The sequence below is a fragment of the Nocardia carnea genome (assembly GCF_029868855.1).
GTDB classification, from domain to species: Bacteria; Actinomycetota; Actinomycetes; order Mycobacteriales; family Mycobacteriaceae; genus Nocardia; species Nocardia carnea_A.
Map to the genome: position 1 here is coordinate 1 of NZ_JARWOV010000124.1, position 17,628 is coordinate 17,628.

General features: G+C 66.9%; 15 protein-coding genes. All 15 read left to right on the forward strand.

Going from position 1 to position 17,628, the window contains the following annotated elements:
- Nucleotides 1–525: 525 nt before the first annotated feature.
- The 15 genes from QH195_RS12125 to QH195_RS12195 all read left to right on the forward strand — a co-directional run bounded on the left by QH195_RS12125 (nucleotide 526) and on the right by QH195_RS12195 (nucleotide 17,594).
- The gene (locus QH195_RS12125; RefSeq protein ID WP_280426181.1) at nucleotides 526–2,073 is read left to right on the forward strand and encodes an AMP-binding protein; all 1,548 of its coding nucleotides are present in this window, start codon (nucleotides 526–528) and stop codon (nucleotides 2,071–2,073) included.
- A 114-nt stretch (nucleotides 2,074–2,187) separates the two neighbouring features.
- Nucleotides 2,188–3,837 (forward strand): FAD-dependent oxidoreductase, encoded by a 1,650-nt coding sequence (locus QH195_RS12130; RefSeq protein ID WP_432278326.1) that lies wholly within the window; start codon nucleotides 2,188–2,190, stop codon nucleotides 3,835–3,837.
- A gap of 79 nt (nucleotides 3,838–3,916) precedes the next feature.
- Nucleotides 3,917–4,780 carry an alpha/beta fold hydrolase gene (locus tag QH195_RS12135; RefSeq protein ID WP_280426182.1) on the forward strand — a complete coding sequence of 288 codons (864 nt, stop codon included), beginning with the start codon at nucleotides 3,917–3,919 and terminating at the stop codon, nucleotides 4,778–4,780.
- Nucleotide 4,781: 1 nt separating this feature from the next.
- Nucleotides 4,782–6,452: a bifunctional 3-(3-hydroxy-phenyl)propionate/3-hydroxycinnamic acid hydroxylase gene (locus QH195_RS12140; RefSeq protein ID WP_280435432.1), complete on the forward strand. Its 1,671-nt coding sequence runs from the start codon at nucleotides 4,782–4,784 to the stop codon at nucleotides 6,450–6,452.
- Nucleotides 6,409–7,356 carry a 3-carboxyethylcatechol 2,3-dioxygenase gene (locus QH195_RS12145; RefSeq protein ID WP_280426184.1) on the forward strand — a complete coding sequence of 316 codons (948 nt, stop codon included), beginning with the start codon at nucleotides 6,409–6,411 and terminating at the stop codon, nucleotides 7,354–7,356. The genes QH195_RS12140 and QH195_RS12145 overlap by 44 nt, the downstream gene beginning before the upstream one ends.
- Nucleotides 7,357–7,500: 144 nt before the next feature.
- Nucleotides 7,501–9,267: an FAD-binding protein gene (locus QH195_RS12150; RefSeq protein WP_432278327.1), complete on the forward strand. Its 1,767-nt coding sequence runs from the start codon at nucleotides 7,501–7,503 to the stop codon at nucleotides 9,265–9,267.
- Nucleotides 9,264–10,568 (forward strand): LLM class flavin-dependent oxidoreductase, encoded by a 1,305-nt coding sequence (locus QH195_RS12155; RefSeq protein WP_280435434.1) that lies wholly within the window; start codon nucleotides 9,264–9,266, stop codon nucleotides 10,566–10,568. Before QH195_RS12150 ends, QH195_RS12155 begins: the two co-directional genes overlap by 4 nt.
- Nucleotides 10,569–10,595: 27 nt before the next feature.
- Nucleotides 10,596–11,477 (forward strand): coniferyl-alcohol dehydrogenase, encoded by an 882-nt coding sequence (locus QH195_RS12160; RefSeq protein ID WP_280435435.1) that lies wholly within the window; start codon nucleotides 10,596–10,598, stop codon nucleotides 11,475–11,477.
- Between the two features lie 25 nt (nucleotides 11,478–11,502).
- A complete protein-coding gene (locus tag QH195_RS12165) occupies nucleotides 11,503–12,492 on the forward strand; it encodes a cyclase family protein (protein WP_280426188.1) in 990 nt (329 codons plus the stop codon).
- Nucleotides 12,493–12,520: 28 nt separating this feature from the next.
- A complete protein-coding gene (locus tag QH195_RS12170; RefSeq protein ID WP_280435436.1) occupies nucleotides 12,521–13,114 on the forward strand; it encodes an NADPH-dependent FMN reductase in 594 nt (197 codons plus the stop codon).
- A complete protein-coding gene (locus QH195_RS12175; protein ID WP_280435437.1) occupies nucleotides 13,111–13,995 on the forward strand; it encodes an alpha/beta fold hydrolase in 885 nt (294 codons plus the stop codon). Before QH195_RS12170 ends, QH195_RS12175 begins: the two co-directional genes overlap by 4 nt.
- A 50-nt stretch (nucleotides 13,996–14,045) precedes the next feature.
- Nucleotides 14,046–14,885 carry an SDR family NAD(P)-dependent oxidoreductase gene (locus tag QH195_RS12180; RefSeq protein ID WP_280435438.1) on the forward strand — a complete coding sequence of 280 codons (840 nt, stop codon included), beginning with the start codon at nucleotides 14,046–14,048 and terminating at the stop codon, nucleotides 14,883–14,885.
- Nucleotides 14,886–14,928: 43 nt separating this feature from the next.
- The gene (locus QH195_RS12185; RefSeq protein WP_280426192.1) at nucleotides 14,929–15,126 is read left to right on the forward strand and encodes a ferredoxin; all 198 of its coding nucleotides are present in this window, start codon (nucleotides 14,929–14,931) and stop codon (nucleotides 15,124–15,126) included.
- 2 nt (nucleotides 15,127–15,128) lie between these two features.
- Entirely contained in the window at nucleotides 15,129–16,361 is a 1,233-nt protein-coding gene (locus tag QH195_RS12190; RefSeq protein ID WP_280435439.1) for a cytochrome P450, read from the forward strand.
- Nucleotides 16,362–16,394: 33 nt separating this feature from the next.
- On the forward strand, nucleotides 16,395–17,594 hold the full coding sequence (locus tag QH195_RS12195; protein WP_280435440.1) for a cytochrome P450: 1,200 nt from the start codon (nucleotides 16,395–16,397) through the stop codon (nucleotides 17,592–17,594).
- Nucleotides 17,595–17,628 lie beyond the last annotated feature (34 nt).

The following is a 17,628-nucleotide window of genomic DNA, read 5'->3' on the forward strand; positions in this document are numbered from 1 at the left end:
CTGCCACTTGCCCCACACCCCCCCCCACACCATCCCCTTTCGATCTGTTTCCCCCACCCCTGCCGGGGTGGGCCGCCCCGCCGTTGGCGGCGGCCGGGGGCTGGGGGCGCGGCGATCGCCGCGCGTCGATCCGGCCGCGGCCCCGATGCGGTGTCGACCCAGCACCGCCGGGTACCGGTTGCGGACATACGGCTGTTCTCGTATGCGAAAAGAACTGCGTTTTCGCATACGAGAACGGTACTCTACCCCTGGGGTCGGCGGCAAGGTTTTGCGAGAAGCCTGGTCGGCTGCGTCAATTCGGATCGATTGCTCGATTCGGTCGCTCTACCTCGCTCGATGGTCCCAGTGTCCGGCCGCCGGTAGGCGAATTCGGCATTTTCTTAGAACGAGAATCTTATTTTCACAGCCGGCGGTACCGACGCCGACGCGCTTGCCCGGGCCGGACCCGGGCAGTGGGCCGACGACTCCGGCGGCGCGAAAGGGGTGAACGGTCATGACCATCCGAGGCGTACGAGGTGAACACCGGTGACCCGCGTCGTTCCGGACGAATTGCGCCGGCGCTACGAATCGGCCGGTTGGTGGACCCGCGACACCATGGGGGATCTGCTGAGCCGCTCGCTGGCGGCCGCGCCCGGCACCGCGTTCCGGGTGTATTCCGATGTCCGTCCGTGGCAGGGCACATTCGGCGACGTGGAATGTCTCGCGCGTCGCCTGGCCGCGGGTCTGCGGGACCGCGGTGTGGGGCCCGGCGATGTAATCGCGTTCCAGTTGCCGAATTGGATGGAGGCCGCGGCGACGTTCTGGGCCGCCTCCTTCCTCGGCGCGGCGGTGGTGCCCGTGGTGCATTTCTACGGTCCGGCCGAACTGGGGCATATCCTGCGGGTTGCCCGACCGAAGGTGTTCGTCACCATGGCGGAGTTCGGCCGCCGGGTCCACGACCCCGAGTTGTCCGCGGATGTGCCGATCGTCGGGGTGGTGGGCCGGGATTTCGAGGCGCTCCTTGCCCCGGACCCGATGCCGGGTGTGCTGCCCGCGGATCCGGCCGGTCCCGCGCTGATCGCCTTCACCTCCGGTACCACCAGCGCGCCCAAAGGGGTGGTGCACAGCCATCAGACCCTCGGCTGCGAATCGCTCCAGCTCGCCGAACGCAACCGTGACGACCGCGGTGAGCAGCTCACCGCGACCCCGGTCGGTCATTTCATCGGGATGGTGGGTGCGTTGCTGCTACCGGTACTGCACGGCCGTCCGGTACATATGCTCGATGTCTGGGATCCCGGCCGGGCGCTGGCCTTGATGAAGGACCAGGGGCTCGTGGTGGGCGGCGGGCCGCCGTATTTCGTGACGAGCATGGTCGAACACCCCGAGTACACGCCGGAACATCTCGCCCATATGAAGTACGTCGGGCTGGGTGGTTCGGCGGTGCCGGCCGCGGTGACGCGAATGCTCACCGAGCTCGGGGTGGTGGCGTTCCGCGCCTACGGCAGTACCGAACATCCGTCGATCACCGCCTCGGCCCTGGACGCGCCGCCGCGGGAGCGGCTCGACACCGACGGCCGGGCGATGCCCGGGGTGGAGATCCGGATCGCGCCGGACGGGGAGATCCTGAGCCGGGGCCCGGATCTGTGCCTGGGGTACACCGATCCGGAGCTCACCGCGCGGGCCTTCGACGACGAAGGTTGGTACCACACGGGGGATATCGGAGTGCTGGATTCGTCCGGCTGCCTGACCATCACCGATCGCAAGGCCGATGTGATCATTCGCGGCGGGGAGAACGTCGGTGCGCGCGAGGTCGAGGATGTGCTCGATGCGATGCCGCAGGTGGCCGAATCGGTGGTGATCGCTCTGCCCGACAACCGGTTCGGTGAGGTGGTGGGGGCCGTGCTTCGTTTGAACCCGGGTTGTGTGCTCCCGACCCGGGACGAGGTGCGCGTGTTCTTCGAGCGGGCGGGGGTGGCGCGGCAGAAGTTGCCGGCGCGGTTGTTCGAAGCCACGGACTTTCCACGGACCCCGAGCGGCAAGATCCAGAAACATTTGATCCGGAAGGGTATTGCGGCATCCATCCTGCGAGAATAAGATTCTCGAAAAGGGAGATTAGCGTTTTACGCGAGTCGGTCCGGCTCGTGCGCCGCACGACAGCCCGCCGGACCGGCGCCCTCGACTCCGCCTGCTCGCCGAAAGGACAGCGCAGTGCCATCGCACCAGCCGCCGGTTGCCGGAACCGATCCGACGATCTGGGACGAACAGACCGATATCGTTGTTCTGGGCACCGGTGCCGCCGGGCTCACCGCGGCGCTCACCGCCGCGGTCGAAGGCGCCGCGGTGGCACTGTTCGAGAAGGCGCCCACGGTCGGCGGGACCAGCGCGGTATCCGGCGGATTGGCCTGGATACCCGCGCATTCGCGGGCCGAACGTGAACTCACGGTCGCCGACGCACTGGCCTACCTCGGTGCGCAGTCGCTGGATTCGATGGACGACGAACTGGTCGAGGTGTTCGTCCGCACCGGCGCGCGGATGCTCGATTACGTCGAGCAGCACAGTGGCGTGAAATTCGAAGTGGCCGAGGGTTTTCCCGACTACAAACCGGAACTTCCGGGCGGGCGGCCCACCGGTGGCCGGTCGATCGGCCCGGCCGCGTACGACCTGGCCAGGCTCGGTGAGTGGCGGGAGCGCCTCACCACCTTTCCGCTGGACTGGAGCAATGTCGGATTCGACGCCGAAACCCGGGCCCGGCTGCGGGCTGTCCTGGGAGACGCCTCCGCCGATGTCTGCGTCGCCGGCCAGGCACTGGTGGCGGGCCTGCTCGAAGGCGTGCTGGCGGCGGGGGTGACGCCGCGTACCGGTGCGCGCGGGGTGGAACTCATTGCGGACAACGGTGCGATCGCGGGCGCGCGGATCGCGGTCGGCGGACGGGAGATCACGATCCGGGCGCGGCGCGGAGTGGTCTTGGCGACCGGTGGTTTCGAATGGGACGCCGGGCTGGTCAAAGCATTTCTGCGCGGGCCGATGACCGGGCCGGTTTCGCCACCGAACAACACCGGTGACGGGCTGCGGATGGCCATGGCGCACGGTGCCGACCTCGGCAATATGGGTGAAGCCTGGTGGGTTCCGGTGGTGCAGCTGCCGGGCGACACGATCGACGGGCGGCAGCGCAGTCGCAGTGTCCGGCTGGAACGTACCCGTCCGCGCAGCATCATCGTGAACCGGGCCGGGAAACGGTTCGTCAACGAAGCGGCCGAATACAACTCGATGGCGGGCGCCTTCCACTATCTCGATCCACGCGGCGGCTACGTCAACAATCCCGGCTGGATGGTGTTCGACGCCGAACATCTGCGCCGGTACGGATTCCTGGGCGTGGAACCGGGTGGCGCGGCACCGGACTGGTTCTGCGAATCGGGCGATCTCGCCGAACTCGGTGCCAGGACCGGTATCGATCCGGAGGGTCTGCAGCGCACCGTGGCCGGCTGGAACCGTGCGGTGGCCGCGGGTTCCGACCCCGACTTCGGCCGCGGCGCCAGTGAATACGACGGCTACTGGGGCGATCCCGATGCCGCGACCGTCGCGGGTCGCACGTTGGGCCCCGTCGACACCGCCCCGTACTACGCCGTCCCGGTGACGGTCGGTGCCATGGGAACAAAAGGCGGCCCGCGCACGGACCGTGACGCCCGGGTCCGGCATATCGGCGGCGCGGTGATTCCGGGTTTGTACGCGGTGGGCAATGCGATGGCCGGGGTGACCGGCCGGGCCTACGGCGGCGCCGGCGGGACCCTCGGCCCGGGAATGGTTTTCGGCTTCCGGGCCGGATACAACGCGGCCACCGGCGAGTCGGCGAAGTGCTGAACCCGCCGCGCGGCCGGACGGTGCGGGTGCGTGGTGCGGGCGGTAGGCGTGGGCGAGACGGAGAGAGCGGAAGGTAGCAGTGGCGGAATACGAGAGCGTGTGGTGCGATCTGCAGGGGGTCGCGTTCAGCCAGGGATACCTGGATGTGGCGGGAGTGCGGACGCGCTACCTGCACGCCGGTGACCGGAACAAACCGGCGCTGGTGTTCCTGCACGGGTCCGGCGGACATGCCGAGGCCTATATCCGGAACCTTGCGGCCCATGCCCAGTGTTTCTCGACCTGGTCGATCGATATGCTCGGGCACGGCTACACCGACAAGCCCGGGCACCCGCTCGAGGTCGACCATTATGTGCGGCATCTGATCGCATTCCTCGACACCATCGGTGTTCCGCGCGCGCATATCAGCGGCGAATCCCTGGGCGGCTGGGTGGCCGCCCGCGCCGCCTGCGACCACCCCGGCCGGGTGGACCGGCTGGTCCTCAATACCGCCGGGGGTTCCCAGGCCGATCCCGAGGTCATGGCGCGGATCGTGACCCTGTCCATGGCCGCGGCCGCCGATCCCACCTGGGAAACGGTGCAGGCCCGCATCAAATGGCTGATGGCGGACAAAACCAAGGATTACGACGATATCGTCGCCAGCCGGCAGCGGATCTACCGGCAACCCGGATTCGTCGACGCCATGCGCGACATCATGGCGCTCCAGGATCCGCAGATCCGGGCGCGGAACCTGCTGGGCCCCCGGGAGTACGGCGCGATCACCGCGCCGACGCTGGTGGTGTGGACCAGCGACGACCCCACCGCCGATGTCACCGAGGGCAAACGGATCGCGTCCATGATCCCCGGCGCACGGTTCGAAGTGCTGCCGGACTGTGGGCACTGGCCACAGTACGAGGCACCGGCGGCGTTCAACGCCCTCCATCTCGAATTCCTGCTGGGCGGCTGATATGGATACCGGTAACGGCAGCACCCCCGGTGGCTACGACGTTCTCGTCGTCGGCGCCGGCCCGGTCGGGCTGACCATCTCGAACATGCTGGGCCGCTACGGTGTGCGGACACTCCTGGTGGAGGAGCGGCCCGCCCTCATCGACTACCCGCGCGGGGTCGGGATCGACGACGAATCGCTGCGCACGTTGCAATCCACCGGTCTGGTGGAGCAGATCCTGCCGCATACCAACCCGAATCAGATCATGCGTTTCGTCGACGGTGACCGGCGGCTGCTGGCCGAGATCGCGCCCACCGATCAGCAGTTCGGGTGGCCGAAGCGCAGCGGCTTCATCCAGCCGCTGGTCGATGCCGAACTGCTGCGCGGACTGGACCGGTTCGACTGTGTCGAGATCCGCTGGGCCACCGCGATGACCGACTGCCACGACACGGGCGACGCGGTCCGGGTGCGGCTGGAAACGCCCGACGGGCCGGAAACCGTGCATACCCGCTATGTGGTGGGCAGCGACGGTGGACGCAGCGCCACCCGGCACACCATGGGAGTGAGTTTCGAGGGCACCACCTCCTCGACCCGCTGGCTGGTGGTCGATATCGACGGTGATCCGCTCGGCCATCCGAATGTGGAGGTCGGCGCGGATCCGGCACGGCCGAATGTCTCCATCTCGCTGTCACACGGGATCCGCCGCTTCGAATTCCTGCTGCATCCCGGCGAAACCGATGAACTGGCCGAGACTCCGGAATTCCTGGCTCGGCTGCTCGGGCCGTTCGTTCCGCATCCGGAGCGGCTGGATGTGATCCGGCGGCGCGTCTACACACATCACTCCCGCATCGCCGGCGAATTCCGGAAGGGCCGATTGCTGCTGGCCGGGGACGCCGCCCACCTGATGCCGGTCTGGCAGGGGCAGGGATACAACAGCGGAATCCGGGACGCGGCGAACCTGGGCTGGAAGCTCGCGGCCGTGGCGTCGGGGTTGGCCGGGGATACCCTGCTCGACAGCTACGACCAGGAGCGGCGCAAACACGCGCGGGCGATGATCGATCTGTCGACCATGGTCGGACGGGTCATCTCCCCGACGAACCAGCGAGTCGCCGCGATCCGGGATGTGGCGGTGCGCGCGCTGGCCGCGGTACCGCCTTTGAAACGCTATGTCCTGGGGATGCGGTTCAAACCCATGCCGCGCTACGACCGCGGGGCGGTGGTGCACGGCTGGTCGCGGTCGCCGAATTCGGCCGTCGGCACCCTGTTCATCCAGCCGCGGGTGGCGACCCGGACGCAGCCCGATGTGCTGCTCGACGAAACGCTCGGTGCGTGGTTCGCGGTGTTGTGCTGGAACAATCAGCCGCGAAAGGTTCTGGGGGATATCGAATTCGCCCGCTGGAAAGCGCTGGGTGCCCGGTTCGTCGAGGCCCGGCCCCCCACCCAGCTGCACTGGAGCGGCCACGACGACCCCGATGTGCTGGTGGTCGGTGACCACACCGGCGCGCTGAAGAAATGGTTCGACGGACAGCTCGATTCCGTGCTGTTCCTGCGCCCGGACCGGTTCGTGGCCGGCGCCTGCATCGCCCAGCACGCCCCCGAACTCGGTGCGGCACTGCGGGACACGCTCACTCTGACTCCGGGAGGTTCCGATGCCGCTGGCCGTATGCTGCGTCTCGCACAGCCCGCTCCTTGAGCTCCCGGGTCCGGGACGGGATCTGCTGACCGAGATCGGCGGCGCCCTCGATCAGGCCCGCGAGTTCGTGCGGGATTTCGATCCCGAACTGGTCGTGTTGTTCGCCCCGGACCACTACAACGGGTTCTTCTACAAACTCATGCCCCCGTTCTGCCTGGGCACCGCGGCGGCCGGCGTCGGGGACTACGGCACCCACGCCGGTCCGTTGAATGTTCCCGAAGAGCGGGCACTGGCACTGGCCGAGGCGCTGCTCGAGGCCGGAATCGATATCGCCACCTCGGCGGAGATGGCGGTCGATCACGGCACCGTACAACCACTACAGCAGCTGTTCGGAGACGCCACCGCCCGGCCGGTGATCCCGATTTTCCTGAACTCGGTCGCGACCCCGCTCGGGCCGCTGCGCCGGGTGCGCGCACTCGGGACCGCGGTCGGGCAGCATCTCGCGACACTCGGTAAACGGGTGCTGGTACTCGGATCCGGGGGGCTCTCACACGACCCGCCGGTGCCGCAGCGCGCCACCGCGCCGCCGCCGGTGCTGGAGCGGATCGTGCACGGCCGGCCCATGACCACCGAACAGCGGCAGGCCCGGCAGACCGCGGTCATCGCGGCCGCGCGGGAGTTCGCGGCCGGCGACGGGCCGCTGCGACCGCTCAACCCGGACTGGGACCGGGAATTCCTCGAGCTGGTCGACACCGGACGGCTGGCGGCCGTCGACAGCTGGTCCAACAGCGAGATCACGCGTGCCGCGGGTAACTCCGCGCACGAGATCCGGACCTGGGTGGCGGCCTTCGCCGCGCTCGCGGCGCAGGGCACGTACCGGACCACCGTCCGCTACTACCGGCCCTCGCCGGAACTGATCGCCGGTTTCGCCGTCCGCACCGCGTATCCGGCCGACCCCGGGTAGCCGCCCGCAGGTACCCGCATCGACCGCCCGAAGAAAGGTGAGAACATCGTGACCACGGAGGAACCGGATACTGCCGGTGCGCACGACGGCGCCGGCTACGACGAAACCGTCGATGTGCTGGTGGTCGGGTCCGGCGGCGGCGGGATGTCGGCCGCGCTGAAAGCCGACGCCGACGGCCTCGAGGTCCTGATCGTGGAGAAAGGCGCGAAATACGGTGGGTCCACCGCGCTGTCCGGCGGCGGTATCTGGGTGCCGAACGCCCCCGCCCAGCGCCGGGCCGGTTTCGAACTGGACCCGGGCGAAGTCGTCGAATACCTGAAGACCATCACCGGCGGGCTGGTCACCGAACAACGGCTGCGAATGTATGTCGAGAAGGCTCCGGAGATGATGGCCTTCCTCGAAGAGCGCAGCGATTGGCTGCAATTCGTCTGGAAACCCGGGTACGCCGATTACTATCCGGAACTCGCCGGCGGCTCCGGGCAGGGCAGCACCATCAACGTCCCACCGATAGATACCCGTGCGCTCGGCGCCGAGGAAGGCGAGCTGCTCGAACCACTGGCGTTGGCGCCCAAGGGTATCTGGCTGGGCCCCATGGATCTGCGGCTGTTCTACCAGGTGCGGCAGAACTGGCGCGGTAAAGCGGTGCTGCTGAAACTGATCTGGCGGATGGTGCGCGCCCGGGTCTTCGGCGATCGGATCGTCACCATCGGGCAGTCGCTGGTCGCGCGGCTGCGGCTCGCGCTGAAGGAGCGCGATATCCGGCTCTGGCTCAACGCACCGATGCAATCGCTGCTCACCGACCCGGACGGCCGGGTGACAGGTGCGGTGGTCGAACGGGACGGGGACCAGATCCGGATCGGGGCCCGCCGCGGGGTGATCCTCGCGACCGGCGGTTTCGAACGCGATATGGACCGGCGCCGCGCGGAACTGCCGGAGGTCGACACCGACTGGAGCTTCGGTAACCCGCTGAACGTCGGCGACGGTATCCGTGCCGGGGAAAAAGTCGGCGCCGCCACCGAGCTGATGGACGAATCCTGGTGGTTCCCGGCTGTGCAGTGGCCGGACGGCCGGATGCAGTTCATGCTCAACGAACGCATGATGCCCGCCCAGTTCATCGTCAACGGTGCGGGGGAGCGCTTCATCAACGAAGCCGCGCCCTATATGGACTTCGGGCACGCCATGATCGAAGGCCAGCGGACCGGTACCACCCACATCCCGTGCTGGCTGATCACCGATAAGAGGTCCTGGCATCGGTATGTGATCTGCGGGCATCTGCCGATTCCCAAGGTGCCGTTCGCGCCGGTCCCGACCGGTGGCAAGGTCCCGCGGGCCTGGCTGGAATCGGGAGTGGTGGTCGAAGCGGGATCCTGGGACGAACTCGCGCGGAAGATCGACGTGCCCGCCGGCAAGCTGAAAGCCACGGCGGAGCGGTTCGGTGAACTGGCCCGTCAGGGTCACGACGACGATTTCGGGCGCGGCGACAGCGTCTACGACAACTACTACGGCGACCCCACCCTGCCGAACCCGAACCTGTACCCGATCGGGAAACCGCCCTACTACGCCTTCCGGATCGTGCTCGGCGACCTCGGCACCTCGGGCGGGCTGCGCACCGACGAATACGCCCGCGTACTGCGCGCCGACGACACGGTGATCGAGGGTCTGTACGCGACCGGGAACGCCTCGGCGGCGGTGATGGGCCGCAGCTACGCCGGTGCGGGGGCCACCATCGGACCGGCGATGACCTTCGGATACGTCGCGGCGCAGCATTGTGCGCGGGGACGGTCATCCGGAAACAGCGGTGCCGCAGGGGAAAAGGGCACGGACTCGGCCGCGAACGGCGCGGCACCGGGCAAGGCGGGCACGGCGGGGGACGAATCAGCGACGAACGAATCCATCGGAGGTAATCGATGAAAATATCCCTCTTCTACGAGTTCGCGTTGCCGCGGCCGTGGACCGACGACGACGAATTCCAGATGTTCCAGGACGGTCTGGACGAAGTAGAAGCGGCGGATAGAGCCGGTTTCTCCACGGTCTGGCTCACCGAGCACCACTTCCTGGAGGAGTACTGCCACGCCACCGCGCCCGAGATGTTCCTCGCCGCGGCCAGCCAGCGCACGAAGAACATCCGGCTGGGTTTCGGTGTCATGCATCTGCCGCCGGGGATCAACCATCCCGCCCGCGCCGCGGAACGCGTGGCCACCCTGGACCATCTGTCCGGCGGCCGGGTGGAATTCGGTACCGGGGAATCGTCGTCGGTGGCCGAGCTCGGCGGGTTCGATATCGACCCGGCGGACAAGCGTGCCCAATGGGAGGAAGCCCTCGAGGTCACCGTCCGGGCAATGACCGAGACCCCGTTCAGCGGATTCAAAGGTGAGCACATCTCCATGCCGCCCCGCAATGTCATTCCGAAACCGCGCCAGACCCCGCACCCGCCGCTGTGGGTGGCCTGTACCCGGCCGTCGTCGGTGCAGATGGCGGCCCAGAAAGGTATCGGCGCACTGAGCTTCGCCTACACCGGCCCGGAGGCACTCGGTGAACGCGTACGCGGCTACTACGCGGAATTCGAGAACGCCGCCGCCCCCTCGGTACCGCAGATGAATCCGAACATCCTGGCCATCGGCGGAGACCTGTCGATGATGGTCGCCGAAACCGACGAGGAGGCCGTGAAACGACTGGGCCTCGGCGGTGGGTTCTTCTCGTTCGGGATCATGCACTACTACATGACCGGGATGCACACCCCCGGCCGCACCGGCGTGTGGGATGCCTACCTGGACGCGGTGAAGGAGGACGAAACCCTCGCCTACGGTCCCGGCCGCGGCGCCATCGGCGGCCCGGATACGGTCCGCGAATTCCTGCGTGGCTACGAGGAGAGCGGGGTCGACGAGATCATCCTGCTGCTGAACCCGCGCAGCCATGAAGGAACGATGGAATCCATCGAGATCATGGGCAAGGAGATCCTGCCGGAATTCATCGAACGCGACGAGGTGGCCCGGGCCGAGAAGGCCAAGCGGCTGGCGCCGGTTCTGGAGAAGGCCGAAGCGCGCCGGCGGCCCTGGGCGGTGCCGGAATTCGACGAGAACTATTCGATCGGCGGTCTGCCCACCGGCCGCGGCGGCAAGTTCACCGCCAGCGAGATCCCCGAGGCCATGGCCGAGATCAACGAAGGCCGGGTGAAGGCCGCGCAGGCGTTGAAGGAACAGCAGCAGGGCTGATCGGCAGCAGCGGAAGAGGAGAGCGCGGTGCCCGAGGTGGACTCGATCGCCCGGCGGTGGCGTTACGACGGTAAACGGGTGGTGGTGACCGGTTGTGCCTCCGGTATCGGTGCCTGCCTGGTGACGCAGTTGCGGGATCTGGGCGCCGAGATCGTCGGCCTGGACCGGCTGCGTCCGGGCACCGAACTCGACGAGTTCCACGAGATGGATCAGGCCGATCCGGCGTCCATCGACCGAGCCGTACGCACGATCGGGACCGACGTGGACGTCCTGTTCAACATCGCCGGAGTGTCCTCGGGTATCGGCGACCCGCTGCGCGTCGCCACCATCAACTTCCTCGGGATGCGGCATTTCACCGAAGCCCTCGTCCCGCATATGGAACCGGGTTCGGCGGTGGTCAGCGTGTCCTCGCTGGCCGCTTCCGGATATCTGGAAAACCGCTGGGCGGTCAAGGGGTTCCTGGACACCACTTCGATGGAAGAGGGAATCGACTGGTGCACCGCGCATCCCGAAGCCATCGCGGACGGGGGCTACCGGCTGTCCAAAGAGGCGATCATCCTCTACACCGTGCGCAAATCGGTGGAACTCGCGCGGCGCGGTATCCGGATGAACTGCACCGGCCCCGGCGTCACCGAGACCCCCATCCTGGACCAGCTGCGCTCGGCATACGGCCAGGACTATCTCGACGGGATCCCCAAACCGCTGGGCCGGTCGGCCGATCCCGTCGAACAGGCGTCCGCACTGCTGTTCCTGGGCAGCCGGGCCGCCGGATACATCACCGGTCAAGTGCTGTGGGTCGACGGCGGCAACCTCGCCGCACGCCTGGCCGGCGAACTGGCCGGGCCGCCCCCGGAGGGCACTGATGCGGGTTCGCCCGAATCCGCCGGGACGGTCCCGGGCGACCGGTAACAGGCAGCTGGAAGGAAATAGCAACGTGGCAACTCTGACCGATTTCTACAAACTCGGTGACACCGTGCGCAACTGGGGCCGGTGGGGCGCCGACGACGAACTCGGCACGCTGAACTTCATCACCCCGCAGAAGGTCGCCGCCGCGGCCGGACTGGTCCGGCACGGAAAGGTGTTCCCGCTCGGCATCGACTTCAGCTCCAACGGGCCGCAGGGCGCATTCAAGTTCCGGGCCAATCCCACCCACGTGATGACCGTCGACGGCGGCGATGCCGAAACTCTGACCCGGTACGGCCCGAAATGGCTGCAGAATTCGGTGGCCGGCGAACTCGCCGGATTCTTCGCCGACAACCCGTTCCGGTTCAACGACGATATGCTCATCATGCCGTTACAGGCCGCGACCCAGTGGGACGCCTTCTCCCACGTCTATTACGGGGACAAGCTCTACAACGGTTTTCCGGCCGATTCGGTGACCAGTATGGGCGCCTTCCACTGCGGTATCGAAAAGGTCGACTGCAAGGGAATCACCAGCCGCGGCGTTCTGCTGGATCTGGTGAAATACAGGGGCGCGGAAACATTCCTGGAAGTCGGGCAGCCCATCACCGGCGACGAACTCGACGAATGCGCGAAACGCCAGGGCGTGACCATCGAATCCGGCGATATCGTGCTGGTCCGCACCGGCTGGTGGAACCGTTTCCTCGAGGCCGGTGACGGAGCCGAACCCTATTCGGGCCTGGACTGGACCTGCGCGAAATGGTTGCACGAGCACGAGATCGCGGCCGTGGCCGCCGATAATCTCATGGTCGAGAATCCCGTGTCGGGGGTCGAGGGCACCTTCCTGCCGATGCATATGCTGTGCCTTCGCGATATGGGCCTGATGCTCGGCGAATACTGGGATTTCACCGCTCTCGCCGCCGATTGCGCAGCCGACGGCGTCTACGAATTCCAGCTCATCGCCCCGCCGCTGCGCGTTGTGGGCGCGGTGGGTTCACCGATCAACCCGATCGCCATCAAATAGGAGACCGGATATGACCGCGGGAAGCACAATGACGGATCGGAAAGCACCGGAGACGGAGCGGCAGCCGCTCGTCGTCGGACTCGGCGGCACACTACGCGCCGATTCGTCGACCGAGCGGGCGTTGCGGCACTGCTTGTACGCCGTCGAGCGGCGCGGTGGCCGGACCGCGTTGTTCAGCGGTGAACAGATCAATCTGCCCATGTACAACCCCCAGGATCCGGTGCGGACCCCCGAGGCGGTCGCCCTGGTAGAGGCGCTGCGGGCGGCCGATGCGGTGATCGTGGGGTCGCCCGGCTACCACGGTGCGATTTCCGGTCTGGTGAAGAACGCGCTCGACTACGTCGAGGATATGCGCACCGATCCCACGGTCTACCTGGACAACAAACCCTGGGGCTGTATCACCTGCGCCTACGGCTGGCAGGCCGCCGTCGGAACGCTGGGCCAGCTGCGCGGGATCGGGCACGCGCTGCGCGCGTGGCCCACGCCGATCGGGGTCGCGATCAATTCGGCCGACAAGATCTGGGACGACGCCGGCGTACTGATCGACACCGGCGTACAGGGGCAGCTCGAACTGCTCGCCGTGCAGGTGCTCACCAGCGCGAAACCGATAGGCACGATATGAGTGAGTCGAACCGCCCGGGGACTGCCGGATATGAGCATCGGACGATCGAGGTCGACGGTCTGCACACCCATTTCCTGGAAGCCGGCGCGGGCGACCCGGTGGTGCTGCTGCACGGGGGCGAATTCGGGGCCGGCGCCGAAATAGGATGGGAGCACACCATTCTCGCCCTTGCACAGCGTTACCGCGTACTCGCCCCCGATATGCTCGGATACGGCGATTCCGCGAAGGTGGTCGATTTCACCGACGGCCGCGGAATGCGGATTCGGCATATCGCCCGTTTCTGCGCGGTACTCGGTATCGAATCCGCTTTTTTCGTGGGCAATTCGATGGGGGCGGTGAATCTGCTCGCCGATACCACCGCCGCGAATCCGCGGCTGCCGGTGCGCGCCATGGTGACGATCTGCGGTGGTGGACAGATCCAGGCGAACGAGCATATGCGCGCCCTCTACGATTTCGACGCCACTCTGCCCGCCATGCGCGCGATCGTCACCGCCCTGTTCGCTTCGCCCGCGTACCCGGCCGACGAGGACTACGTCCGGCGCCGGTTCGACTCCGCGACCGCGCCCGGTGCGTGGGAGGCGATCGCGGCCGCCCGCTTCCGGCGCCCCCGCGCCGAGACGCCACCCGCTCCGGGCGACCGGCCGTTCGAACGGATCCGGGTACCGACCCTGGTGGTCGAGGGTGGCGCCGACAAGCTCCTGCCCCGCGGCTGGGCCGCCGAGGTCGCCGCCCGGATCCCCGAGGCCGAATCAGCGGTGATTCCCGACGCCGGACACTGCCCGCAACTCGAACGCCCGGATGCGGTTAACCCGCTGCTCCTCGATTTCCTCGGCCGGCAGACACGAGCCGGAACGGCAGCGGAATACGCGCACAGCGGTTGAGCCGGTGCCCGGAAACAAGCAGTGGTTCGTGACGAAAGGAAATGCAGCGTATGGGTAACGAGTTGGCGGGCAGAGTCGCGGTGGTCACCGGCGGCGCGTCCGGACTGGGCAGCGCCATGGTCGAGCGGTTCGTTGCCGAAGGTGCCCGGGTGGTCGTCGGTGATATCGACGCCGAGAAAGGCCGGGCTCTGGCCCTTCGCTGCGGTGCCGCTGCTCAGTTCCGCGTCACCGATGCCGGTGACCCCGGTCGGCTCGCCGAGCTCGTCGACCTCGCCGTCGAGCAGTTCGGCGGGCTGCACATCATGTGCAACAACGCCGGTATCTCCGGGAAGATGCACAAGAGCATCCTGGACGACGATTTCGCCGATTTCCAGCGCGTGATGTCGGTGAACGTGCTCGGCGTCATGGCCGGTACCCGGCTGGCCGCCCGGCATATGGCGGACAACGGCGGCGGATCGATCATCAACCTGTCCTCGGTGGGCGGCGTGCAGGCCGGTGGTGGTGTGATGACCTACCGCGCCTCCAAAGCCGCGGTCATCCATTTCACGAAATCCGCGGCCATCGAACTCGCCCAGTACGACGTGCGGGTGAACTGTATCGCCCCCGGCAATATCCCCACCGATCTGCTCGCCAAGGCATCCAGCACCATGTCGCCGGAAAAGGCCGAGCGGATGACCCGGACCATGCGCGACATGATGAACCGCGACCGCCCGCTGCCGCGCGAGGGCACCCCCGAGGATGTCGCCGAGGCCGCGGTCTACTTCGCCGGTGATCGGTCCCGCTACCTGACCGGCACCGTTCTGGCCGTGGACGGCGGCACCACCGCCGGCAAACCCGTGCTACGTCGCGGTTCCGAGCCGGCCAACGGTTCCGCCGCCGCGAAATCATGAGCGCTTCCAGCCCCGACCACCTGCACCCGAGAAAGAGGACGTCATGAAAGTGACTGTCGAACAAGGGAAATGCATTGCCGCCGGGCACTGCGTGATGGCGGCCGACGCGGTATTCGATCAGCGCGAAGAGGACGGCATCGTCGTCCTGCTGGACGAGAACCCCCCGGACGATCTCGCCGACGAGGTGCGCGAAGCCGCCGCCGTCTGCCCCGCCATGGCCATTCACGTCAACGAGGAGTGACAGTGACGAATACGCATACCGCGCCGGAAACCGCGGACATCCTGGACTACCCGTTGGAGCGGGATACCGCCTGCCCGTTCGCGCCGCCGCCGGAAGTGCTCGGCCTGGTGACCGAACGGCCGCTGAGTCGCGTCCGGATCTGGGACGGCAGCACCCCGTGGCTGGTCACCGGCTACGCCGAACTCAAAGCGCTGATGTCGGATCCGCGGATCAGCACCGACGATCACCAGCCCGGTTTCCCGCACTGGAACGAGGGCATGCTCGAACTGGTGAACCACCGGGCGCGGTCGGTGTTCAACACCGACGGCGAAGAACACAGCCGGTTCCGCCGGATGATGACCAAACCGTTCACGGTGAAACGGGTCGACGCACTGCGCCCGGCGATCCAGGAGATCACCGACGACCATATCGACGCCATCCTGGCCGGTCCGCAGCCGGCGGATCTCGTCGAAGCGCTGGCGCTGCCGGTGCCGTCGCTGGTGATCAGCGAAATGCTCGGGGTCCCCTACGAAGACCACGAGTTCTTCCAGGAGCACGCCACCACCGGGGTGTCCCGTTTCGCCACCAAAGAGGAATCGGCGAAGGGGCGTGCCGGGCTGGCCCGGTACCTGATCGACCTGATCAAATCCAAAATGGAGAATCCGGCCGAGGATATGGTCACCGAACTCGCCGAACGGGTCACCGCCGGTGAGATCTCCATGAAGGAAGCCGCGCAGATCGGCACCGGTGTGCTCATCGCCGGCCACGAGACCAGCGCGAATATGATCGCGCTCGGCACACTCGCGCTGCTCGAGCATCCCGGCCAGCTCGCGCTGCTGCGCGATACCGACGACCCGAAGGTGGTCGCGAACGCGGTCGAGGAACTGCTGCGGTACCTGAGCATCATCCAGAACGGGCAGCGCCGGGTCGCGGTGGAGGATATCGAGATCGGCGGGCATACGATCAAGGCCGGCGAGGGGGTCATCATCGACCTCGCACCGGCCAACTGGGATCCGAACCAGTTCCCCGAACCGGACAAACTGGATCTCACCCGATCCGCTCGCCTGCATGTCGGGTTCGGTTTCGGCCCGCATCAATGCGTGGGCCAGCAACTGGCCCGGGTCGAATTGCAGATCGTCTTCAAAACCCTGCTGCGGCGAATGCCCGGTCTGCGGCTCGCCATTCCGTTCGACGAGGTCGAATTCAAACACGACAAGCTGGCATTCGGCGTCTATCGCCTGCCGGTGACGTGGTGATCCCGAACAACTGCGCCGAAAGGAGACTCAGCTGTGACGACCACCGCGCCCACTGATGTCTACTACGACCCCTACGATGTCGAGCTCAACGCCGACCCGTATCCCATGTTCAAGCGGCTCCGCGAGGAAAAACCGCTGTACTACAACGAAACCCACGATTTCTACGCGTTGAGCCGGTTCGCCGACGTGAATGCCGCGCTGATCGACAAGGACACCTTCAGCTCGGCGCGCGGGGCGATCATCGAACTGATCAAGGCGAGTATCGAAATACCGCCGGGCGTACTCATTTTCGAGGATCCGCCGATCCATACCATGCATCGAAAACTGCTCGCACGCATGTTCACCCCACGTAAGGTATCCGCGCTCGAAGCCAAGATCCGCGAATTCTGCTGCCAGAGCCTCGACCCGCTGATCGGTAGCGGAAGAATTGATTTCATCGCCGACCTGGGTGCCCGGATGCCGATGCGGACCATCGGCATGCTGCTCGGCATCCCGGAGGAGGATCAGGAAGCGATCCGCGATTTCGCCAACGAGCAGATGCGGACCGAAGAGGGTAAACCGATGAAGGCCGCCGAAGACGGGATGGTCGGCGGCGAACTCTTCGAGAAGTATGTCGACTGGCGCACCGAACACCCGTCCGACGACATCATCTCCGAACTCCTCAACGTCGAGTTCGAAGACGAAACCGGCACCCTGCGCCACCTCACCCGCGACGAAATCCTCACCTATATCAATGTCGTCTCCGGCGCGGGTAACGAAACCACCACCCGGCTGATCGGCTGGGCCGGAAAAGTCCTCGCCGAACACCCGGACCAGCGCCGCGAACTGGTCCGGAACCCATCCCTGATCCCGGCCGCCGTCGAAGAACTGCTCCGCTTCGAACCACCGGCCCCGCATGTGGCCCGCTACGTCACCCGCGATATCGAGTACCACGGGCAAACGGTGCCCGAAGGCAGCGCCATTATGCTGCTGATCGGTGCCGCCAATCGCGACCATCGCCAATTCGCCCCCGACGGTGACGTTTTCGACATCCACCGCGAAAGCAAACCGCACCTCGCTTTCAGCGTCGGCACCCATTTCTGCATGGGCTCGGCCCTGGCAAGGTTGGAGGGTCGCGTCGCCCTGGAGGAGATCCTGAAACGTTTCCCCGAATGGGAGGTCGACCTGTCGCAGGCGAAACTCTCGCCCACCTCGACGGTGCGCGGCTGGGAAAGCATGCCGGCATCCTTCTGAGCGGTACCGCTCAGCCGGGGGGCGTACCGTCGGT